The organism is Allobosea sp. P1_B10, from assembly GCF_056406735.1.
The window spans coordinates 698,946-718,977 of the sequence record NZ_JBFTZP010000001.1 but is presented as its reverse complement, the minus strand read 5'-3'; the positions used below and the strand labels follow the sequence as shown (position 1 = coordinate 718,977).

The 20,032-nt window shown below is 66.2% G+C and carries 19 protein-coding genes; 8 read left to right on the top strand and 11 right to left on the bottom strand.

The features are described 5' to 3' along the window. Positions 1-67 precede the first annotated feature (67 nt). The 3 genes from AC1D2L_RS03600 to AC1D2L_RS03590 all read right to left on the bottom strand — a co-directional run bounded on the left by AC1D2L_RS03600 (position 68) and on the right by AC1D2L_RS03590 (position 3,132). Positions 68-1,567: a tripartite tricarboxylate transporter permease gene (locus AC1D2L_RS03600; protein WP_476844435.1), complete on the bottom strand. Its 1,500-nt coding sequence runs from the start codon at positions 1,565-1,567 to the stop codon at positions 68-70. A 12-nt stretch (positions 1,568-1,579) separates the two neighbouring features. Further along, entirely contained in the window at positions 1,580-2,059 is a 480-nt protein-coding gene (locus AC1D2L_RS03595) for a tripartite tricarboxylate transporter TctB family protein (protein ID WP_476844434.1), read from the bottom strand. Positions 2,060-2,169: 110 nt separating this feature from the next. Further along, positions 2,170-3,132 carry a Bug family tripartite tricarboxylate transporter substrate binding protein gene (locus AC1D2L_RS03590; RefSeq protein WP_476844433.1) on the bottom strand — a complete coding sequence of 321 codons (963 nt, stop codon included), beginning with the start codon at positions 3,130-3,132 and terminating at the stop codon, positions 2,170-2,172. A gap of 220 nt (positions 3,133-3,352) precedes the next feature. On the opposite strand from AC1D2L_RS03590, the gene AC1D2L_RS03585 reads away from it, so the two are divergent. Both AC1D2L_RS03585 and gor read left to right on the top strand, forming a co-directional pair. Continuing rightward, positions 3,353-4,651 (top strand): O-antigen ligase family protein, encoded by a 1,299-nt coding sequence (locus AC1D2L_RS03585; protein ID WP_476844432.1) that lies wholly within the window; start codon positions 3,353-3,355, stop codon positions 4,649-4,651. Continuing rightward, positions 4,644-6,011: a glutathione-disulfide reductase gene (gor, locus tag AC1D2L_RS03580; protein ID WP_476844431.1), complete on the top strand. Its 1,368-nt coding sequence runs from the start codon at positions 4,644-4,646 to the stop codon at positions 6,009-6,011. Before AC1D2L_RS03585 ends, gor begins: the two co-directional genes overlap by 8 nt. A 3-nt stretch (positions 6,012-6,014) precedes the next feature. On the opposite strand, the gene AC1D2L_RS03575 is transcribed toward gor, so the two are convergent. Next, positions 6,015-6,422, bottom strand: a complete 408-nt coding sequence (locus AC1D2L_RS03575) for a type II toxin-antitoxin system VapC family toxin (RefSeq protein ID WP_476844430.1) — start codon at positions 6,420-6,422, stop codon at positions 6,015-6,017. Continuing rightward, entirely contained in the window at positions 6,422-6,661 is a 240-nt protein-coding gene (locus AC1D2L_RS03570; RefSeq protein ID WP_476844429.1) for a type II toxin-antitoxin system Phd/YefM family antitoxin, read from the bottom strand. Before AC1D2L_RS03570 ends, AC1D2L_RS03575 begins: the two co-directional genes overlap by 1 nt. A gap of 361 nt (positions 6,662-7,022) precedes the next feature. Here AC1D2L_RS03570 and AC1D2L_RS03565 point away from each other — a divergent pair, with 361 nt between their 5' ends. Further along, the gene (locus AC1D2L_RS03565; RefSeq protein ID WP_476844428.1) at positions 7,023-8,408 is read left to right on the top strand and encodes a class II 3-deoxy-7-phosphoheptulonate synthase; all 1,386 of its coding nucleotides are present in this window, start codon (positions 7,023-7,025) and stop codon (positions 8,406-8,408) included. A gap of 73 nt (positions 8,409-8,481) precedes the next feature. Here the strand turns inward: AC1D2L_RS03565 and AC1D2L_RS03560 are convergent, their stop codons facing one another. Further along, positions 8,482-9,351, bottom strand: coding sequence for an outer membrane protein (locus AC1D2L_RS03560; RefSeq protein WP_476844427.1), 870 nt, complete (start codon positions 9,349-9,351; stop codon positions 8,482-8,484). A 150-nt stretch (positions 9,352-9,501) separates the two neighbouring features. Between AC1D2L_RS03560 and AC1D2L_RS03555 the strand changes: the two genes are divergently transcribed. Further along, positions 9,502-11,172 carry a nitrilase-related carbon-nitrogen hydrolase gene (locus tag AC1D2L_RS03555; RefSeq protein WP_476844426.1) on the top strand — a complete coding sequence of 557 codons (1,671 nt, stop codon included), beginning with the start codon at positions 9,502-9,504 and terminating at the stop codon, positions 11,170-11,172. Between the two features lie 113 nt (positions 11,173-11,285). Then, positions 11,286-12,626, top strand: a complete 1,341-nt coding sequence (locus tag AC1D2L_RS03550; RefSeq protein WP_476844425.1) for a glutamate--tRNA ligase — start codon at positions 11,286-11,288, stop codon at positions 12,624-12,626. 108 nt (positions 12,627-12,734) lie between these two features. Here AC1D2L_RS03550 and AC1D2L_RS03545 read toward each other — a convergent pair whose 3' ends face one another. From AC1D2L_RS03545 to AC1D2L_RS03530, 4 genes are all read right to left on the bottom strand, one after another. Beyond that, entirely contained in the window at positions 12,735-14,060 is a 1,326-nt protein-coding gene (locus tag AC1D2L_RS03545; protein WP_476844424.1) for an MFS transporter, read from the bottom strand. A 193-nt stretch (positions 14,061-14,253) separates the two neighbouring features. Continuing rightward, a complete protein-coding gene (locus AC1D2L_RS03540; RefSeq protein ID WP_476844423.1) occupies positions 14,254-15,426 on the bottom strand; it encodes a DUF2865 domain-containing protein in 1,173 nt (390 codons plus the stop codon). A 174-nt stretch (positions 15,427-15,600) separates the two neighbouring features. Then, positions 15,601-16,110, bottom strand: a complete 510-nt coding sequence (locus AC1D2L_RS03535) for a MarR family winged helix-turn-helix transcriptional regulator (RefSeq protein ID WP_476844422.1) — start codon at positions 16,108-16,110, stop codon at positions 15,601-15,603. A gap of 128 nt (positions 16,111-16,238) precedes the next feature. Next, a complete protein-coding gene (locus tag AC1D2L_RS03530) occupies positions 16,239-17,324 on the bottom strand; it encodes a TRAP transporter substrate-binding protein (protein WP_476844421.1) in 1,086 nt (361 codons plus the stop codon). A gap of 62 nt (positions 17,325-17,386) precedes the next feature. On the opposite strand from AC1D2L_RS03530, the gene AC1D2L_RS03525 reads away from it, so the two are divergent. The 3 genes from AC1D2L_RS03525 (at position 17,387) to AC1D2L_RS03515 (ending at position 19,675) form a co-directional block, all read left to right on the top strand. Beyond that, positions 17,387-18,400, top strand: a complete 1,014-nt coding sequence (locus AC1D2L_RS03525; RefSeq protein ID WP_476844420.1) for a fumarylacetoacetate hydrolase family protein — start codon at positions 17,387-17,389, stop codon at positions 18,398-18,400. Positions 18,401-18,542: 142 nt separating this feature from the next. Then, positions 18,543-19,076, top strand: coding sequence for a hypothetical protein (locus tag AC1D2L_RS03520; protein WP_476844419.1), 534 nt, complete (start codon positions 18,543-18,545; stop codon positions 19,074-19,076). An 80-nt stretch (positions 19,077-19,156) separates the two neighbouring features. Next, complete coding sequence (locus AC1D2L_RS03515; RefSeq protein ID WP_476844418.1) at positions 19,157-19,675, top strand: CreA family protein; 519 nt, start codon at positions 19,157-19,159, stop codon at positions 19,673-19,675. Positions 19,676-19,684: 9 nt separating this feature from the next. Here AC1D2L_RS03515 and AC1D2L_RS03510 read toward each other — a convergent pair whose 3' ends face one another. After that, a complete protein-coding gene (locus AC1D2L_RS03510; protein ID WP_476844417.1) occupies positions 19,685-20,020 on the bottom strand; it encodes a hypothetical protein in 336 nt (111 codons plus the stop codon). Positions 20,021-20,032 lie beyond the last annotated feature (12 nt).

Genomic DNA, 20,032 nt, shown 5'->3' with positions numbered 1-20,032 from the left:
GGCATCGCCGCCGATTGCTCAGCGCAAGCGATGCCCGGGGGGCAATGTCAGGCCATCAGGCTTCCGCTCAGTCCTCCGAAGCCTTGAACTTGTTCAGCCCCTTCATGGCAAAGGGCGCAACCAGCGCGATGAAGGCCAGGCCGAGCAGGGTCGCCGAGATCGGGTTCTCCAGCAGGATCATCGGATCGCCGAGGCTGATCTGCAAGGCTCGCCTGAGCTGCGCTTCCGCCATCGGCCCCAGGATCAACCCGACCACCATCGGCGCAACCGGGTAATCGTAGCGTCGCATGAGATAGCCGAGATACCCGAAGACGAAGAGCATGCCGAGCTCGACGGGCGATGCGTTGACGGCCAGCGTACCCATGGTCGCGAAGACCAGGATGCCGGCGTAGAGCCAGGGCTGCGGGATCGCCAGCAGCCTCACCCAGATGCCGATCAGCGGAAGGTTGATGATCACCAGCATCACGTTGGCGATGAACAGCGAGGCGATCAGGCCCCAGACGAGGTCCGGCTTCTCGGCGAACAGCAGCGGCCCGGGATTGAGCCCGTATTGCTGGAAGCCCGCCAGCATGATCGCGGCGGTCGCCGAAGTCGGCAGGCCCAGCGTCAGCAGTGGCACCAGCGTGCCCGCCGCCGAGGCGTTGTTGGCGGCCTCGGGACCGGCGACGCCCTCGATCGCGCCCTTGCCGAACTCGTCGGGATATTTGCAGAGCTTACGCTCGGTCGAATAGGACAGGAAGGTCGGCACCTCGGCGCCGCCCGCGGGCAGGGCGCCGATCGGAAAGCCGAAGGCGGTGCCGCGCAGCCAGGGCGCCCAGGAGCGCTTCCAGTCCTCTTTGGTCATCCACAGCGAGCCCTTGATCGGAATGATCTCCTCGGGCGCATGAGCGCGCTTGCTGGCGACGTAGAGCGCTTCGCCGACGGCAAACAGTCCGACCGCGAGTGTGGTCACCTCGACGCCGTTCAGGAGTTCGGGCACGCCGAAGGTCAGGCGCGCCTGCCCGGTCAGCTTGTCGATGCCGATCAGGCCGAGCGTGATGCCCAGGAACAGGCTGGTGAGGCCCCGCAACGGCGAATCGCCGAAGGTCGCAGAAACCGTGACGAAGGCGACGATCATCAGTGCGAAGTAGTCCCAGGGGCCGAACTTCACCGCGATCTCGACGAGCCAGGGCGCCAGGAAGGCGAGGCCCAGCGTCGCGATGGTGCCGGCCACGAACGAGCCGATCGCCGACGTCGCCAGCGCCGGCCCGCCGCGTCCGGCCTTGGCCATCTTGGAGCCTTCGAGCGCGGTTGCAAGCGACGCGCTCTCGCCAGGCGCGTTCAGCAGGATCGCGGTCGTCGAGCCCCCGTACATGCCGCCATAGTATATGCCGGCGAACATGATGATGGAGCCGGCCGGGTCCAGCTTGAACGTCACCGGCAGCAGCAGCGCCACCGTCAGCGCCGGGCCGATGCCCGGCAGCACGCCGACGGCCGTGCCGAGGAACACGCCGACCAGGCAGAAGAGCAGCTTGGAAGGCTCGAGCGCGACGCTGAAGCCGTTCAGAAGGGCAAGTGTGGTGTCCATGATCGGTCGCCTTCAGACGAGGAGACGTTCGAGCGGCCCCATCGGGAGCAGCAAGGTCAGAAGCTTGGCGAAGACCACGAAGATCACGAGGCCGAGCACGAAGCCGATGATCGCGTCGACAAGCAGCGCCCGCCGGCCGAAGCCACGCGCCGTGCAGGCGAACACGATGGTGATCGCGATGATGAAGCCGCCGCCGAGCGCGATGCAGGCGATCAGCGCGACCAGCCCCGCAACGATCCAGAGCAGGGCGCCACCGTCGGCTGCGTCGGGCTTGGGCAGGCCCTCGCGGAAGGCGACGAAGAAATGCGCGAGCCCGAGCGTGACGAGGCCGATGCAGACGACGTAGGGCATCGCGGTGGGGCCGACGCCGTAATTCGAGGTGATGGTCTGCTGCGAGGCGTCATAGCCGACAAGGGCGGCAACTATCAGCAGCAGGAGGCCTACGACCAGGGCTGGCCGATCGGGGCCGTGTCTCAGATTTTCGTGCATCATGGCGGTCCCCGGTGCCGGTAGGCGTGCATTGCGGGCGAGAAGATGGGTTGAGGCGACAAAGGGGCCGGTCTCCCGGCCCCTTTGCCTGTCTTCGGGCGTAGGCGCCGGGTTTACTTCACCAGGCCGACGTCGTGCATGACCTTGGAGACGCGCTCGGTCTCCGTCTTCATGAAGGCCTCGAACTGGGCGCCGCCGAGATAGGCGTCGTCCCAACCGCGGGCCTTGAGGATCTCAGCCCATTCCTTCGACTTGACCAGCTTCTCGACAGCGTCCGACAGCGTCTTGCGCTGCGCGTCGCTGAGGCCCGGAGGGGCAACGACAGAGCGCCAGTTCAGCAGCTCGAGACTGACGCCGCCTTCCTTGAGGGTCGGCGCGTCCGGAGCGTTGTCGAGGCGCTTGGGTGCCGACACGCCGATGACGCGCAGCTTGCCGGCCTTGATCTGGCCTTCGAATTCGCCATAGCCCGAGATGCCGGCCGTGACGCGGCCGCCGAGCATGGCTGCCAGCGCTTCGCCGCCGCCCGAGAACGGGATGTAGTTGATCTTCTTGGGGTCGCCACCGGCGGCCTCGGCAAAGAGCGCGGCGAGGATGTGGTCGGCGCCGCCGGCCGAGCCGCCAGCCCATGTGACCTTGGCCGGATCGGCCTTGACCCGCTCGGCCAGGTCCTTGGCCGACTTGATCGGCGAGTCCGTGGGAACCACGATGACCAGCGCCTCGGCGGTGAGCCGTGCGATCGGGGTCGTCTGGGCCAGGGTGACGGGAGACTTGTTCAGCAGGATCGCGCCGACCATGACGAAGCCGTTGACCATCAGCTGCGAGCCGTCGCCCTTGGCGTTGATCAGTTGCGACAGGCCGATGGTGCCGCCGGCGCCTGTGACGTTCGTCACCTGTGCGCTCTTGGCGATGCCGGATGCCATCAGCGCCTGCTGCATCGAGCGCGCCGTGCCGTCCCAGCCGCCGCCGGGCGAGGCCGGTGCCATGATCTTGAGTTCGAGCTGGGCAAAAGCGGCCGTCGTCAGGCCGGCGAGCGCCACGGCCGCTACGGCCGAGCGCTTGAGAATGGATGTGAGCATTGTTTCCTCCGATCGCGGATTTCCGCGCATTTTGTCACACCCTACAGCAGTCGCATCGCTGCCCTCGCTACGTCAACTCGCCCTAAGTGTATAAGGTGGCCGGAGCCATTCCTTGCGGCACAGTTCCGCTGCAGCTTCGCGGGAGGAAACGAGCGCGCCCGCCGCTCTCGCTCGCGCAGCCTCTAGGCGTTCGCGGCCCAATCGCGTAAGCGCAGGCGCCATGAACGCGCGCCCTGTCGTAAGCCTTGATCCTTTCGCTCCCCGTGCCGAGGCCCTGTGTGCGCGGCGTCTTGGCCAGCTCGGCGCCGGGTTGCTCGTTGCGTTGCCCGTCGCGATGTGGCTCGCCAATCGCTCGGCGCCCCTGATCTTCGGTCTCGGCACAGTCTCGCTGCTTGCCGCCGCCTGGTTGAGCGAAGGGTTCCGGCCGCTCCTGAGTCGGATGGGAGCGGGGCTGGCGAGCCCCATCGGTCTTGCCATCGGCCTGTTCCTGGCCTGGGCTCTCGTCTCGGTGGGCTGGAGCCACAGGCTCGGTCCGGGGCTGTCCATGTGGGGCGAGCTTGCCTTGCCGCTGCTCTGCGGCCTCGCCCTGGTCGCCAGCAGCCAGCTGCGCCTGAACTCCGTCTTCTATCGGGCGCTTGCGCTTGCGCTCTGCATTGCCGCGGCACTGATGCTGCTCGAGCTCGCGATCGGCCTGTCGCAACGCGTCATGCTGGGACTGGGCAAGGGCGTGAACCGCACCGACGTCTTCAACCGCCCCGTGCTGACCAGCCTGATGCTGACTGCCGCCGTGCTGCCCGGGCTCTGGGCCCGCCCCAATGGCGGGTCGGTCGATCGCTTGCTGTGCGTCCTCACGGTCGTCCTCGTCGCGAGTGCGACCTTCGTTTCCGAAAGTGGCGCCGCCAAGCTCGGCCTGCTGATCATGGCCGGGACCTGGGTGCTTGCCCTGCTGGTTCCCAGGTTGACGCTCGCGGTCGTCGCGCTGGGTTTTGCGGTGACCATGCTGACGGCGCCGGTGATCGGGGAACTCGTCGACCGGGCGATGCCCGAGGCGCTGCACCAGCAGCTTTCCAGCTCCCATTCCCGCGCCCGCGTCGATATCTGGCTGAGCTTTGGCGAGGCCATTCGGCTCCACCCGCTCGTAGGCTCCGGCTTCGGCGCGACAGCCGCGCTGGAAAATCACCCGGTCGCGCAATCGGTCTCGCCCGCGCATCGCGAGATGCTGGCCGTCGGCCACCCGCACAGCGCGCCGATCCAGGCCTGGACCGAAACCGGCGCGATCGGCGCGGCCTTGCTGGGCTTCGCTGGCCTCGCCTGCTTGTGGCGGCTGCGGCGACTTGCGCGCGGGGTATTGGCGCCACGCCTTGCACTGTTCGCCTCGGCCTTCGGCATCGCCGCTGTGGCGCATGGGGCCTGGCAGGGTTGGTGGATTGCCTCATTGGCGGCAGCCGCGGCGGTGCTATGGCTGGCACTTCGGCAGACGACCCTTCAGACGGAAGCTCAGGACAATCGACATGGCTGATTTCGACGTCGACCTTTTCGTCATCGGTGCCGGTTCGGGCGGTACGCGCGCGGCCCGCATCGCCTCGGGCCATGGCGCCCGCGTCATGATCGCGGAGGAAGATCGCATCGGCGGCACCTGCGTCATCCGCGGCTGCGTGCCCAAGAAGCTCTTCGTCTACGCCAGCCGCTTCGCCGATGATTTCGAGGATGCGGCGGGCTTCGGCTGGACGGTCGCCAAGCCGAGCTTCGACTGGCCGACCTTGCGGGATGCAGTTGCCAACGAGGTTACGCGGCTGTCCGGGCTTTACCGCAAGGGACTTGAGGGCGCCAAGGTCGCGATCCGGGAGGAGCGCGCCGTCGTCGAGGGGCCGCATCAGGTCAGGCTCGCCAAGAGCGGCGAACTCGTCCGCGCCCGCCATATCCTGGTGGCGACCGGTGGCTATCCGGCCTTCGATCCGCCGATCCCCGGCGGTGAACTCGGCATCTCCTCCAATGAGGTATTCCACCTGCCGAGCCTGCCCAAGCGCATGCTCGTGATCGGCGGCGGTTATATCGCGCTCGAATTCGCCAGCCTTTTTGCGCGTCTCGGGGTCGAGGTCACGCTGCTGCATCGCGGCGACAACATCCTGCGCGGCTTCGACGAGGATATCCGCACGCGCCTGCGCGATGCGCTCCAGCACGCCGGCATCACCATGCGGCTGGGCTGCACCGTTGATCGCATCGAGTTGCTGCCTGATGGTTCCCGCCGCGCCCATTGCGCCAAGGGCGATCCGATCGACGCCGAGGTGGTGCTGGTCGCCACCGGGCGCCGTCCCAACACGGTTGGCCTCGGACTGGAGGAGGCCGGCGTGAAGCTGGGCCCCGTTGGCCAGATCCTGGTCGATGCCGACTCGGCCTCGAACGTACCCTCGATCCATGCGGTCGGCGACGTCACGAACCGCATCAACCTGACGCCTGTCGCGATCCGCGAGGGGCACGCCTTTGCGGATTCCATTTTTGGCGGAAAGCCCTGGACCACCGACCACAGCATGGTCGCCTCGGCCGTGTTCACCACGCCGGAGATCGGCTCAGTCGGTCTGACCGAACAGCAGGCGATCGCGGCGGTCCATGACGTCCGTGTCTTCGAATCCGCCTTCCGGCCGATGAAGGCGACGATCTCCGGCCGGCAGGAGCGGATCTACATGAAGCTCGTGGTCGACGCGAAAACCGACAAGATGCTCGGCGTCCATATCCTGGGCCATGATGCCGGCGAGATCATTCAGGCGGTCGCGATCGCCGTGACGATGGGCGCGACCAAGGCCGATTTCGACCGCACGATCGCGCTGCACCCCAGCGCGGCGGAAGAACTCGTGACGATGCGGACCGCGCGGGCGGGGTAGGGATCAAGGCAGGACCGGGACGTCCAGCGCCCTCGCAGCGTTTGCCAGGGCTCGGTCCCGCGTTGCCAGCACCGCGCCCTTGCGCAGTGCGAGTTCCAGATAGGCCGCATCGTAGCTGGTCAAGGCGTGCGTGCGCGCCAGAGCGAGTGTTTCGCGCAAGGCCCGTGCGGATGTCTCGGTGTCGGTCGCGATCGCCAGGTCTTCCAGCAGCGCAATCCGCATTGCGATCTGAGCAGCCGAGATTCGGCCTCTACGTTGCGCCTGGAGCAGGATGTTTCCGAGTTCCAACTGGAACAGGCCTGGCACGATCGCTCCTTCGCCCTGCACGCGCTCGGCGATTGCGTCGGTCTCGGGTGAAGCCTCGTCCTCGAAGCACCATGACAATGCTATGGAGGCATCGAGGACGAGCATCAGCGCCGTCCTGCGTCACGCAGTTCCTGCCAGGTGAGGTCGCCAAGCGTGACGCCCTTGCGCGCGAGCTTCAGGCGCTCAAAAGCCTCGCTGCGGCGCGCGGCGTCAGGATCGTTCGCGCCCACGAGTCGGGCGAGCGGCTTGCCGTGCTTGGTGATGACGACATCTTCGCCCGCTGCCGCGCGCTCCAGCAGCGAGGAGAGATGCGTCTTGGCCTCGAATGCGCCAATCGTGACCATAGAATTCAAACCTGAAATTCAGACTAGTTGATAAAATAGGTTGGGCGCGATGGGAGCGCAAGCCACTGCACGCGCCTGATGTTAGGCGGGGAAGTGATCGCTGCGTTCAATATGCAAACGTATTGATTCAAGATGCGAGGGTGTTGAACCAATCAGCAAACAGCTGAAACCGAGATCTCAATAGATCAGGCTAGCACGCTGAAATGAATCGGTATCGGTCGATTGCGCTGGCGCTGCCGATCGGTCGGGCGTGCGGTACGTCACCTCGGAGGTGGTCAGCCCGGGCGTATCGGTGTATAGGCGCGGCTTCGCGCTGACAAACGGTTAACGGGCGCGATTTGCAAGCAGGAGCATGAGTGTGATGTCCGAGCGGTGGACGCCCGAGAGCTGGAGGGCAAAGCCCGTCCAGCAGATTCCGGAGTATCCGGACCAGGCAGCCTTGAAGGCGGTCGAGCAGCAGCTCGCCGGCTTTCCGCCGCTCGTTTTTGCAGGCGAGGCGCGCAAGCTCAAACGGGCGTTGGGCAAGGTCGCGGCCGGTGAGGCCTTCCTCCTGCAGGGCGGCGATTGCGCCGAGAGCTTCGGCGAGCACTCTGCCGACAACATCCGCGATTTCTTCCGTCTGTTCATGCAGATGGCGGTGGTCCTGACCTTCGCCGGCGGCTCGCCGGTGGTGAAGGTCGGCCGTATCGCCGGTCAGTTCGCCAAGCCGCGCTCGGCCCCGTCCGAGACGATCGGCGGCGTCGAGCTGCCGAGCTACAAGGGCGACATCGTCAACGACAACGAGTTCACGGCCGAAGCGCGCATCCCCGATCCGCGTCGCCAGCTCGAGGCCTATCGCCAGTCGGCCGCCACGCTGAACCTCATCCGCGCCTTCGCGACCGGCGGCTACGCCAATCTCGACAACGCGCATCGCTGGATGCTGGGCTTCGTCAAGGATGCTCCGGCCTCGTCGCGCTACAACCAGGTGGCCGAGCGCATCACCGAGGCGCTCGACTTCATGCGCGCCATCGGCATCGATCCCGAGACGCATCCCGAGATGCGCACGACGGATTTCTACACCAGCCACGAGGCGCTGCTGCTCGGCTACGAGCAGGCGATGACCCGCACCGACTCGACCACCGGTGAGTATTACGACACCTCCGGGCACATGCTCTGGATCGGCGATCGCACACGCCAGCTCGACCATGCCCATGTCGAGTTCTTCCGCGGCATCAAGAACCCGATCGGCCTGAAATGCGGTCCCTCGACCACGGTCGACGGCCTGCTGAAACTGATCGACGTGCTCGATCCGCAAAACCAGGCCGGCCGCATGACGCTGATCGGCCGCTTCGGTGCCGACAAGGTCTTCGACAACCTCCCCGCGCTGGTGCGCGCCACCAAGCGGGAAGGGCGCAACGTCGTCTGGTCCTGCGACCCGATGCACGGCAACACGGTCAAGGCGGCGAGCGGCTACAAGACGCGGCCCTTCGACCTGATCATGTCCGAGGTGAAGAACTTCTTCGCCGTCCATCAGGCCGAGGGCACCCACGCCGGTGGCCTGCATCTGGAAATGACGGGCAAGAACGTCACCGAATGCACCGGTGGCGCGCGCGGCATGACCGATGCGGACCTCAACGACCGCTACCACACGGTCTGCGACCCCCGCCTCAATGCCGAGCAGGCGCTGGAGCTGGCCTTCCTCGTTGCCGAGCTGGTCAAGCGCGACCGTGCCGGCAAGGCCCGCCCCGAGGTCGAGGCGGCCGAGTAGCCGCAACGGCGCCAGTCAAAACGAAAAGGCCGGGCGCAAGCCCGGCCTTTTTTGTAACCTGAGAGGCGATGGTTCAGAATTTGACGCCGGCGCCGACTCGCGCGGTCGTCGTCTCCACGACGACGTTGCCCTGAGCTTCCATTCGCACGTAATTTGCTTCGGCCCGCAGCAACAAGCCTCCGAACAGCGCCTCGACGCCCGCTCCGACAGTTCCGCCGAGCATGGTCGAGTTCTTGCGGCTGCTGATGAGTGTGCCGGAAGCGGATGAATAGGACTGGAGCACCGGGTCCTCCGCGGGGTTGGCATCGTACCCGGCGGCTATAACGCTCGCTCGACTGACCACCGAGCCATTACCTATGGCGAGACCGCCCGTGATGAACGGCATGAACGGCCCCATGACATAGCCGGCGCGCACACGCAGCGTGCCGACGTCCTTCAGCTCGGCAGCGGTCGCGCCCTGCAGGAAGACCGAGGTATTGTATCCGTCGCTGAGCACCCGGCTACGTCCGATGGCATCCACGGATTCACCCTTTGCGCTGTGACGGGTATAGTCCGCTTCCAAGCCAACAACGACATCTCCGATCTGGAAATTATATCCGGCGAAGCCGCCGAATGTCGAAGCGCGCTTGCCGAAGCTCGGCATGTTTAAAAGCGAAGAAGCCTGCATCTCCGCTTCGACGGTAGTCGATCTGAGATGGTTCGCGACGAGATTGGCAGCGCCGCGCCCAACCTGGAAATTTGCATCGGTGTAGCCACCGAAGCCGCCGACATAGAACCCGTTCCAGTCGGCTTGGCCAAATACCTCGGATGGCGACGGCGGCAGATCCTCTGTCTGGCTGCCACGCAGCACCGGATAATCGGCAGCGCCAGAAGCGACAGGCGTCAGGATTGTCGCGGTCAGGAGGGCAGCAACGCCCATGAATTGGATCTGGCGAATACGCATCGTCGGTTCTCCGAACGGCAGCCGGCACGTAATGGCGTGAGGCTCGTCCACAATTCATCGCCGATTAACCCTAACACCAGGTTAAGCGCCCAGAAGTCCCGGCGTTCCAGCTACGTTGCCGCCATTGCGACACCGGGCTAGAGGCAGGCGATGAACGCGACGTCTCTTTGCATTGCCCTTGCCCAGCTGAACCCTGCCATCGGCGATATCGCCGGCAACGCCGCAAAGGTGCTCGCCGCCCGCGCACCTGCCCATGCCGCCGGCGCGGAACTGCTGGTGCTGCCGGAACTGTTCCTGAGCGGTGCGCCAGCACTGGACCTCCTGGCGAGCCCGGCCTTTCAGGATGCCTGCCGCAGGGCCTGCGAGGAGCTGGCGCGCGAGACCGCCGACGGCGGGCCTGCCATCCTGATCGGCTTGCCCTGGCGCGAGGAGGGCAGGCTCTACAACGCCTATGCGCTGCTCGATGGCGGCGTCATCCAGTCTGTGCGCTTCAAGGCGGCCCTCTGCGACCGGGGCATCCGGGACGAGACCCGGATGCTTGCGCGCGGACCGTTGCCCGGCCCGATGCTGTTTCGCGACAAGGTCCGGCTCGGCCCGGTGATCGGGGAGGACATTTTGAGCGACGACGTCGTCGAATGCCTGGCCGAGACCGGTACCGAGATCCTGTTGGCCCCTTGCGCGTCGCCCTACCACCGCGATGTCTGCGATATCAGGATGAACCTCGCAGTCGCGCGCATAGTCGAATCCGGCCTGCCGCTGGTCCAGCTCAACCAGGTTGGCGGGCAGGACGAACTGGTCTTCGACGGCGCATCCTTCGTCCTGAACGGCGACCGCACGCTGGCCTGGCAACTACCCGCGTTCCGCGAAGAGATTGCTCTCACGCAATGGCAGCGCGAATCCGGCAACTGGCGTTGCTCTCCGGGCGACATCGCTGCGATCGAAACGGGCGACGAGGCGGACTATGCCGCGATCGTGCTGAGCCTGCGTGACTATATCGGCAAGACAGGCGCAGCAGGCGCTGCGATCGAAGTCTGCGGGCTGCTGGAAGCGAGCCTCTGTGCCGTGCTCGCGGTCGATGCGCTCGGAGCCGATCGCGTCGTCTGCTTGGCGATGACATCTGCGTCAGGTGGACAGGACACTGCGGAGGATCCGCAGACCGGCCTCCACCCGCTCGGTGCCCGCCTGGAGACAGTCTCGCTGGCCCCACTGGCACGGGCGCTCGAAACCGCATTGGCCGATAGCGCTGCCTACGCCCCAAGCGATGCGATGCGCGCCGATCTCGCGGACAGGGCGCGTGGCGTCATCCTGGCGGCGCGGTCGGCGGCGTTGGGGTATGTCCTGCTAGCAACGAGGAACAGATCGGCCATGGCGTGCGGGGCCAGCCTGGTCCACGGCGCCCCTGATACCAGCTTCCAGCCGCTCAAGGACGTCTCCGCGACCCAGGCGCATCGCCTTGCAGCCCTGCGAAATCGCTGGCGGCCGGCAGCGGCCTTGGGGCCCGATGGTCCGGTCGTCCCCGAACTCGGACCCGCTCCAGCAGGGCGTCTCGATGACATCCTGGACCTGCTCATGGATGAGGTGGGCGTTTTCGACGTGGTTGCCTTGGGGCACGAGCTGGAGACGGTCAAATCGGTCGAGCGGGGCCTGAGGTCTACGCAGCGGGCTCGGCACGACGCGATACCCGGTGTCAGGCTCAGCGCAAAAGCCGTGAACGGAGAGAGCCGCTACCCGATCGCGCACGGTTTCAACGATGACGGTGAGCCAAGGCTTGAACCCGATCAAGCGTTGACCAAAGGGGGTAGGGCGGCCGGCAACGGATAATTTCGATATCTAGGCCGGTTGCCCGGAGAGCGTGTGCGCGGCGCTGGCGCACTGATGGTCCCGCTTGCGTCTGACCGATTGTCTGGAATCGGCAAAGGGCTCATAAGCCGCGCATGACAACTCCGCTCGTCCGCACCGCCCCGTCTCCGACCGGCTATCTCCACATCGGCAATGTCCGGTCCATCATGCTGAACTGGCTGTTCGCGCAGCGGCATGGCGGGCGCTTCCTGTTGCGCTACGACGACACGGACCTCGTGCGCTCGAAGCCGGAATTCGCGGATGCGATCGCCGAAGACCTCGCTTGGCTGGGCGTGAAGCCCGACCTCGTCATCCGGCAATCGGACCGCATTGCGCTCTATGATGCCGCTGCCGACAGGCTGCGCGCCGCCGGCCGGCTCTACGCCTGTTACGAGACCGCCGATGAGCTCGACCGCCGCCGCAAGCGCCAGCTCGCGCGCGGCCTGCCGCCGATCTATGACCGCGCGGCGCTGAAACTCACGGCCGAAGACAAGGCGAAGCTGGAGGCCGAGGGGCGCAAGCCGCATTGGCGCTTCATGCTCGAGCCGCGCAACGTCGCCTGGAACGATCTCGTGCGTGGCGAGGCCCATGTCGATTGCGCCTCGCTGTCGGACCAGGTCGTTATCCGCGAGGACGGCAGCTACCTCTACCACCTGCCCTCGGTGGTGGACGACATCGAGACCGGCGTGACGCATGTCATCCGGGGCGAGGATCACGTCACCAATACCGCAGTCCAGATCCAGATGTTCGAGGCGCTGGGCGCGGCGCTGCCGGAGTTCGGCCACCACAATCTGCTGACCACCGCGAGCGGCGAGGGGCTGTCAAAACGGCTCGGGCATCTTTCGCTGCGTGGCCTGCGCGAGAATGGCGTCGAGGCCCTGGCCGTTGCGGCGCTGGCGGTGCTGGTCGGTTCCTCGGACGCCGTGCGTCCGGTTGCGAGCCTCGATGAACTCGCCGGGCTGGTCGACCTCAGCCATATCTCGCGCGCGCCGGCCAAGTTCGACGAGCACGAGGTCGAGACGCTGAGCGCCCGTACGCTGCACCAGTTGCCTTACGCTGCGGTGGCTGACCGCCTCGCTGCTCTCGGAATACCCGCGGGCGAGCCTTTCTGGCTCGCCGTGCGTGGCAATCTGGGCAAGCTCGAGGACGCGAGGAACTGGTGGCGGGTGGTCGAGGGGCCGCTGGACTCCGCTCATGTCGATCCGACATTCGCCGCCACCGCCGCCTCGCTGCTGCCGCCGGAGCCGTTCGACGCGACCACTTGGAAAAGCTGGACGCAAGCCGTCGGCGCCGCGACGAGCACGAAGGGGAAGGCCCTGTTCATGCCGCTGCGTCTGGCGCTGACCGGGCTGGAGCACGGCCCTGAACTCGCCGCGCTGCTCCCGCTGATCGGCCGCGACAGGGCGCTGAAGCGGCTCGCCGGCGAAAACGCCTGACCCGCCATAGCCGTCATTGCGAGGAGCGCATCGACGAAGCAATCCAGAGCCGCAGGGCTCGAGGTCTCCCTGGATTGCTTCGCTGTGCTCGCAATGACGGAGCGGGCGTCAATCGTGCCGGTGCATCGCCGAGGCGTGCTTGGTGTCGCGCATCGTCACGTAGACCAGGAGCGAGACGAAGATCACGCCGGCGAGGTAGTAGAAGAACCACTGCTCGTGGCCCTGCTGCTTGAAGAACAGCGCGATCGCCGGCGCCGTGCCGCCGAACACCGAAACCGTCACGGCATAGGGCACTGCGATGCCCGTCGCGCGGATGGAGGTCGGGAACAGCTCGGCCTTCACCACCGCATTGATCGAGGTGTAGCCGGCGACGAAGATCCAGGCTCCCGAGATCAGCAGGAACGCCATCCAGGGCGATTTGGTGCCGGCAAGCGTCGTCAGGATCGGCACCGTCAAGAGCGTGCCCGCGACACCGAAGAAGATCAGCAGAGGCTTGCGGCCGACGCGGTCGGAGATCGCGCCATAGATCGGCTGCAGGATTGCCGCGAAGATCAGCGAACCCGCGATGACATAGGTGGTGGTCAGGTCGGAGAGGCCGACCGTCTGCTTCACGAAGGTCTGCATGTAGGTGGTGAAGGTGTAGAACGCCGCCGTGCCGCCGGCCGTCAGGCCGACCACCAGCGCGACCTCGCGCGGATACTTCAGCAGGCCGCGCAGCGAGCTCTGGCGCTTGACCGGGTTCTTGCTGGCCTCGGTGAAGGCCTCCGTCTCCTGCATGTGGCGGCGCATGTACATCGCCGTGATCGCCAGCAGCGCGCCGATCACGAAGGGGATGCGCCAGCCCCAGTCGACCAACTGCTCATGGGTCAGGAAGACGTTCTGGAGCAGCAGCAGCACGACGATGGCGGTGAGCTGGCCGCCGATCAGCGTGACGTACTGGAAGCTCGAATAGAAGCCTCGATGCTCGGGATCGGCGACCTCGGTGAGATAGGTCGCGCTCGCGCCGTACTCGCCCCCGAGGCTGAGGCCCTCGATGATGCGCGCCAGCGCCAGCAGGGCGGGAGCGGCGAAGCCGATCGTGGCATAGGTCGGGGTCGCGGCGATGATCAGCGAGCCGAAGCACATCATCAGCACCGAGACTGTCAGCGAGAGGCGCCGGCCATAGCGATCGGCCAGATGCCCGAACAGCCATCCGCCGATCGGCCGGACGATGAAGCCGGCGGCAAACAGTGTCGCTGCGTTGAGCTGCTGCACCACCGGGTCGTGCGAGGGGAAGAAGGCCGGCGCGAAATACAGCGCGAACGCCGTATAGGCATAGAAGTCATACCACTCGACGAGATTGCCGACCGAGCCGATGAAGATCGCCTTGATCCGCCGCTTCGCGTCGTCGAACTCGATTGGATGGGGATGCAGCGTCGCGGGCGTCTCGGCCATCACGGGCCTCCAATGCTGGGGAGGCGCCCGGTGATGCGCTGTTGAGCTCAAGCAGCGTGCGCAGTCCTGGTCGGCGCCCCCGTCTCCGGGATCGACCTTCAATGCGCGTTGTTTTGATATGCGTCTAGGGACTGTGTTTGCGTATTAGAATGGGTAGATATGCGTTACGGGCATGGAACTAAGCCGAGTCTTGCTAATTCCTGGTGCTTGATGGGCCAAGATTCGGCGCAAGGTTCGGTGCGACGATACGCACGGTCCGCTTCTCCCCAGTGACGCTGCGGGTCTCGCGCTGGACGCCGTCGCCCTTGTCCAGCACGCGCTCACCTACGCTGTCGGGTCCTACGCCTGCGGACTCCGTGCCGGATGTCGGCGAGTTTTCGGAGGGCATCGGCTTCTCGTCGACGGCGTCTGGCACGGCCGCCGGTTGAACCGTCGGGGCCGGCGCGCCACGCCGCTTCGGATCCGCTCGCTTGGGGTCGGGCACGCGCGGGCGGGACAACTCGTCGGCGCGCTGCTGGGTGACGATGACGTCGCCCTTGCGCTTGTCGAGCAGGTATTCGGCTTCCTTCAGCGTCTGCGCCCAGCTCTGGCCCTGCGGCTTGCAGGTACAGGCGGCGTCAAAGCTGCGGGTATACTTGCCGGCATTCGGAAGCGAGGCATAGGGCGTGCCGCCGCGCGACACCGCATTCTGGATGTCGCCGCCGCTCTGCATGCCGAAGGCCGAGGTCTCGGTGCCCGGGCACAGGGCCTGGCACATCTCGTCCTGGCTGGCGCCGCCGCCGGGGCTGTTGGCGAGCGGGAAGAAGAAGCCGTCGCAGCTGCGCACGCAGACCGTATAGGGGCCACCCATGCGCGGACGCTCGGGCTCGCCATCTATCGACTGCTCGGGCTCGAGCTCGGGCAGGGTGGTCTCGATTTCACCGCGGCGCGGCTCGACACCGAATATCGTATCGAAGAATCCACGCTGCTGCGGCTGGGCGCGGCAGTTGTTGTCGATCGCGGCGGTCAGCTGGGCCCGACGTTCCTCGACGCCACCAGACGCCTGGCGCTGGAGCGAGCCGTGCTGGGCCTGCAACTGGTTGATCTGCGCACGCAGGCCGCCGCATTGCGGAGGCGCGGCCTCCCCGAAGAACAGGAAGCCGCCGCGTTCGCAGCCCATGGCGCGATACTGGTTCGTGGCCTGGGCGAGCTGGGCGCCGACGCGTTGGGCTGCCTGCGCAGCGCGCCCATCGCCGCGCTGGCCCTGCAGGCTGGCGAGTTCTGAACGCCAGGCATTGCAGGCCGGGGATTGCGCGAAGGCGGCGCCGCTGAGGCCAACCAGTGCCGTCAGCACCACACCGAGATGTCGGGTAAACTGGACTATCATCGCCGGTCGGGCCACATCACCTGTTTGCTGGCCGGCTTTCGCCGCACCGCTTGACGTTGTCAGCAACTTCATCAGCCAAACGCGACCGAACTAAGGACTGCCGCGTGGCGACGCACAGCGGATTCGCGCGGCAGGAACCACGCTCCGCATGCCATATCCGGCAGTTTCCGGCAATCAGCCTTCGTCGCTGCGATAACTGCCAGCCAGATGGCGGCCGCGCTCGTTCAGCGTCGACAGCACGCGCTCGAACACCTTGAGTTCGTCTGCGGCTATGCCCTCCGTCCAGCGCGCCTGGAACGCCAGCGCCAGCGGCACGATCTGGGCGTAGATCCGGGTTCCGGCGGGCGTCAGGGCGACGAAGGATTCGCGACGGTCCTGCCTGTTGGCGGTCCGCGAGATCAGGCCGCGGCTTTCAAGCTCCGTGACCGCGCGCGACACCTTGGTCTTGTGCATCTGCGCGAGCTCGCCGATGTCGCGCGAGGTCAACTTCCCGAACTCGCCAAGCTGCGCGATGACCCGCCATTGCGGGATGTCGATGCCGAAATGCGCCTCGTAGATTCGGCCCAGGCCGCGGCTGGCGAAGGCGCCCACGACATTCAGGCGATAGGGCAGGAACTGCTCCAGCCGCAGCGGCTGCGCGTTCTGGGCGGTGTCGGTCTCGGATGGGGAGGAGGGCGATTTCACATGCGGCCGATCGGAAGGACTTGGAACCCAGCGTCGTACCATCTGTCGATGCCCGCGCCGCTTGTCAAAGCCCGCCTTCCGGAAAATGGCAGCGCCCCTCCCGCGCCCGAGCGGGAGGGGCGACAGGCTCAGCGCGATTTCAGGCGGTTCATGAAGGCGTCGTAGGAGAGCTCGCCGAACTGCCACCAGAGCAGGTTCTCGCCGCGGAACGCGACCATCGACTCATAGCCCTTCTTGAAGTCCGGGCTCGTGGCCGAGGTTTCGGCGTAATACTCCTCGGCCGCCTTGAGCGCGGCTTCCATCACCGGCATCGGGAAGGCCTTGAGCTGCGCGCCCTGGGCCACGAGTCGGCGCAGGCCGCCCGGGTTCACGAAGTCGTATTTCGCCAGCATCCAGTTGTTGGCGGCGTCGCAGGCATGCTGCACGATCGCCTGGTAGTGCTTGGGCAGCTTCGCCCAGGCTTCCTTGCCGATGATCAGGTGCAGCATGGCGCCGCCCTCCCACCAGCCGGGATAGTAGTAATACTTGGCGACACGGATGAAGCCGAGCTTCTCGTCGTCATACGGGCCGACGAATTCCGCGGCGTCGATCGTGCCGCGTTCCAGCGCCGGATAGACGTCGCCGGGAGCGATCTGCGTCGGCACGACGCCGAGCTTGGAGAGCACCGCGCCGCCCATGCCGCCAATGCGGAACTTCAGGCCCTTGAGGTCCTCGACCCCGTTGAGCTCCTTGCGGAAGAAGCCGCCCATCTGGCAGCCGGAATTGCCGCAGGGGATCGAATAGGCGTTGAAGCGATCAAGCACACCGTTCACGATCTGCTCGCCGCCGCCGAAATACCACCAGCTATGCTGCTGGCGGGCATTGAGGCCGAACGGGATACCGGTGCCGAGGCCGAGCGTCGGGTCCTTGCCGATATAGAAATAGGTGGGCGAATGCGCGCATTCGACAGTGCCCGAGGAGACCGCGTCGAGCGCCTGCAGGCCGGGCACGATCTCGCCTGGAGCAAACACCTGGATCTGGAATTTCCCGTCGGTGGCGTCGCTGACATATTGCGCGAACTGCTGGGCGGTGCCGAAGATCGTGTCGAGCGACTTCGGGAAGCTCGAGGTCAGGCGCCATTTCACCTCGGGTTGAGACTGGGCGAGAGCAGGCATCGCGACTGGGGTCGCAGCGGCGGCAAGAGCGCCAGTTTTCAAAAAGTCGCGACGTTTCATATGGTCTCCTCCCAAAAGCTTGTTGAGCCCTTTCTGGCGTGTCTGCGGAGGAATGAAAAGACATGAAACTCGCGTCGCTTGTGAATGGACGAGATGGCCGGCTCGTCGTCGTCTCAAATGACCTCACCCGGGCGACAGACGCCTTTCCCGTGGTGCCGACGCTCCAGGCCGCGCTCGACGATTGGGGTCGGCATGCCCCTCGTCTGGCCGACCTCGCCGAGAGCCTCGAGCACGGCTCCGTGCCGTCTTTCCGGTTCCACGAGCATCACTGCGCGGCGCCGTTGCCGCGCGCCTACCAATGGCTCGACGGATCGGCCTACGTGAACCACGTCGACCTCGTGCGGAAGGCGCGCGGCGGGACGCTGCCGGAGAGCTTCTGGACTGATCCGCTGATGTACCAGGGCGGTTCCGATTCGAACCAGGGTCCGCGCCAGCCGGTTCGCGCCCGCAGCGAGGACCACGGGATCGACTTCGAGGGCGAGGTGGCGGTGATCGTCGACGACGTGCCGATGGGCACGAGCGCCGCCGCCGCACAAAAGCATATCCGCCTGGTGATGCTCGCCAATGACGTCAGCCTGCGCAACCTCGTGGCCAACGAACTGGCGAAGGGTTTTGGCTTCGTCCAGTCCAAGCCACCAACCGCATTCTCGCCCGTCACGGTGACGCCCGACGAACTCGGCGAGGCCTGGAGCGAGGGCAAGCTCAGCCTGCCGCTGCTGTGTCTGCGCAACGGCAAGCTCTTCGGCAAGCCGTCGGCCGGCATCGACATGACCTTCGACTTCGGCACGCTGATCGCCCACGCGGCCGCGACGCGTCCCCTCGGCGCCGGCACGATCATCGGCTCCGGCACGGTCTCGAACCGCGCCGCCGATGGCGGTCCCGGCCGCTCCCTCGCCGATGGCGGGCAGGGCTACGCCTGCATCGCCGAGCAGCGCATGGTCGAGACGATCCTGCACGGCGCACCCGCGACGCCGTTCCTGCGCTTCGGCGACAGCGTCCGCATCGAGATGAAGGACGCCGCCGGCCATTCGATCTTCGGCGCCATCGAGCAGGAGATCCTGCCGCACGCCGAATGAGCGTCGCGCGCGGCGTCGCCCCGGTTTCGAGCCGGGGCGGTGCCGCCGCGGAAGCGCTGGTCTAAGCCGCGAGAAGCCGTGGCCTTGCTCGCGTAGGCACGCTACGCTCGTCTCCGTGATTTCTCCGCGAGACCTAGCCGCCATGATCGACGCTGTGCCGCTCTATCCGACCACCATCCCGCTCGCCTTCTTCATCTGGGGGCCTGTGCTGGTGATGTTGCTGTTCTGGCTGGTCGGCGTATGGGCGAGCCGGCAGGGCGTGCCGCGCCTGCTCGAGAACGATTGGGACGGTTTCAACGTCGCCGACGTCGAAAAGCTGTTTGCCGCCTATGGCGATGAACGCCGGGCCCGCTATCGCAGCCGCATCTTGCCGGCGGATGCCGCCTTTGCCTTCATCTACGCGATCGTCGGCGCGATCATCGTGGCCGGACTCTTCATGCGCGGGCAGCCCTGGTGGGTCGCAGCCCTTTGCGGAGGCGGCTGGGTTCTGGGCGGGCTTTGCGACGTCGCCGAGAACCTCGCTCTAGCGCGCTTGCTCGACAAATATCCCCGGGTCGAGCCCGGCGACACGGCCTTTGCATCCACCGCGACCCGACTGAAGCTGGTGCTGTTCTCAGCCGGCATCATCGGCGCCGTCGCCGCGGCCTATCTCGCCTTCAGGCCGCTGGCCGGCTAAGCGGCCTCTGGCGCCGGCGCGTCTGCGGGGCCATATCCCCGCAGCGAGCGCTCGAGCCTGCGCCGCACTAGGAGAGTTCCATGCGCATCCGAACCACTTTCGCCGCCGCCCTCGCGCTGACGCTCGGCATTGCCGGCGCGGCACTTCCGGCGCTCGCGCAGGAAGACCTGATCTTCCGCAAGTCGACCGTCTGGAAGATGATGACGCCCAACGACAAGCTCGCGGTCTATGGCGTCGACGACCCTATCGTCGAGGGCGTCGCCTGCCACTACACAGTTCCCGAAAAGGGCGGGGTATCGGGCATGTTCGGCGTGGCGGAGGAGGTCTCGGAGGTCTCGCTCGCCTGCCGCCAGGTCGGCCCGGTCAAGTTCAAGGAGAAGGCCGAGCAGGGCGATGTCGTCTTCCGGGAGCGCCGTTCGCTGATCTGGAAGAAGATGCAGATCGTGCGCGGCTGCGATGCCAAGCGCAATGTCCTGGTCTATCTGGTCTATACCGACAAGCTGATCGACGGTTCGCCGCAGAACTCCACCTCGACCGTGCCGGTGATGCCCTGGGGCGCGTCTGGCGAGGTTCCGAAGTGTTCCGACTGGATCAAGTGAGCCGAAGGCTCATTCGCCGCAGGTGATGACCAGCGGTTGCTCGGCTGCGGCGGCTTCGACGTGCTTCGTCTTCGACAGCGAGCCGGTGAAGTCCTCTCGGTTGGCAACGCCGAACTCGGTCGCCTTGGCAAAACCCTGCGCCTCGCACCAGGCATTGGCGACGATCGTGCCGCACTCGGCCTTAGTCGAGATGCAGTCGGCGACGCCGTAGCCGTCGCCGGCCGGAATCAGGAAGGTGCGCTGGGCATTCGAGGCTGCGACGGTCTTGGTCGCGGGAAGGACCGAAAGCGACAATCCTCCGCCAACCATTCCAAGCAGGCCGACGATGGCGATGGCGCGACGCATGATACGATTCCT

Excerpts from the sequence above, each read along its gene's own strand:
- AC1D2L_RS03555 (WP_476844426.1), top strand. The coding sequence starts at position 9,502 with ATGAACGCGACGTCTCTTTGCATTGCCCTTGCCCAGCTGAACCCTGCC.
- AC1D2L_RS03590 (WP_476844433.1), bottom strand. The coding sequence starts at position 3,132 with ATGCTCACATCCATTCTCAAGCGCTCGGCCGTAGCGGCCGTGGCGCTC.
- AC1D2L_RS03595 (WP_476844434.1), bottom strand. The coding sequence starts at position 2,059 with ATGATGCACGAAAATCTGAGACACGGCCCCGATCGGCCAGCCCTGGTC.
- AC1D2L_RS03525 (WP_476844420.1), top strand. The coding sequence starts at position 17,387 with ATGAAACTCGCGTCGCTTGTGAATGGACGAGATGGCCGGCTCGTCGTC.
- AC1D2L_RS03530 (WP_476844421.1), bottom strand. The coding sequence starts at position 17,324 with ATGAAACGTCGCGACTTTTTGAAAACTGGCGCTCTTGCCGCCGCTGCG.
- AC1D2L_RS03545 (WP_476844424.1), bottom strand. The coding sequence starts at position 14,060 with ATGGCCGAGACGCCCGCGACGCTGCATCCCCATCCAATCGAGTTCGAC.
- AC1D2L_RS03565 (WP_476844428.1), top strand. The coding sequence starts at position 7,023 with ATGTCCGAGCGGTGGACGCCCGAGAGCTGGAGGGCAAAGCCCGTCCAG.
- AC1D2L_RS03585 (WP_476844432.1), top strand. The coding sequence starts at position 3,353 with ATGAACGCGCGCCCTGTCGTAAGCCTTGATCCTTTCGCTCCCCGTGCC.
- AC1D2L_RS03570 (WP_476844429.1), bottom strand. The coding sequence starts at position 6,661 with ATGGTCACGATTGGCGCATTCGAGGCCAAGACGCATCTCTCCTCGCTG.
- AC1D2L_RS03560 (WP_476844427.1), bottom strand. The coding sequence starts at position 9,351 with ATGCGTATTCGCCAGATCCAATTCATGGGCGTTGCTGCCCTCCTGACC.
- AC1D2L_RS03540 (WP_476844423.1), bottom strand. The coding sequence starts at position 15,426 with ATGATAGTCCAGTTTACCCGACATCTCGGTGTGGTGCTGACGGCACTG.
- AC1D2L_RS03515 (WP_476844418.1), top strand. The coding sequence starts at position 19,157 with ATGCGCATCCGAACCACTTTCGCCGCCGCCCTCGCGCTGACGCTCGGC.
- AC1D2L_RS03510 (WP_476844417.1), bottom strand. The coding sequence starts at position 20,020 with ATGCGTCGCGCCATCGCCATCGTCGGCCTGCTTGGAATGGTTGGCGGA.
- AC1D2L_RS03575 (WP_476844430.1), bottom strand. The coding sequence starts at position 6,422 with ATGCTCGTCCTCGATGCCTCCATAGCATTGTCATGGTGCTTCGAGGAC.
- AC1D2L_RS03550 (WP_476844425.1), top strand. The coding sequence starts at position 11,286 with ATGACAACTCCGCTCGTCCGCACCGCCCCGTCTCCGACCGGCTATCTC.
- gor (WP_476844431.1), top strand. The coding sequence starts at position 4,644 with ATGGCTGATTTCGACGTCGACCTTTTCGTCATCGGTGCCGGTTCGGGC.
- AC1D2L_RS03600 (WP_476844435.1), bottom strand. The coding sequence starts at position 1,567 with ATGGACACCACACTTGCCCTTCTGAACGGCTTCAGCGTCGCGCTCGAG.
- AC1D2L_RS03520 (WP_476844419.1), top strand. The coding sequence starts at position 18,543 with ATGATCGACGCTGTGCCGCTCTATCCGACCACCATCCCGCTCGCCTTC.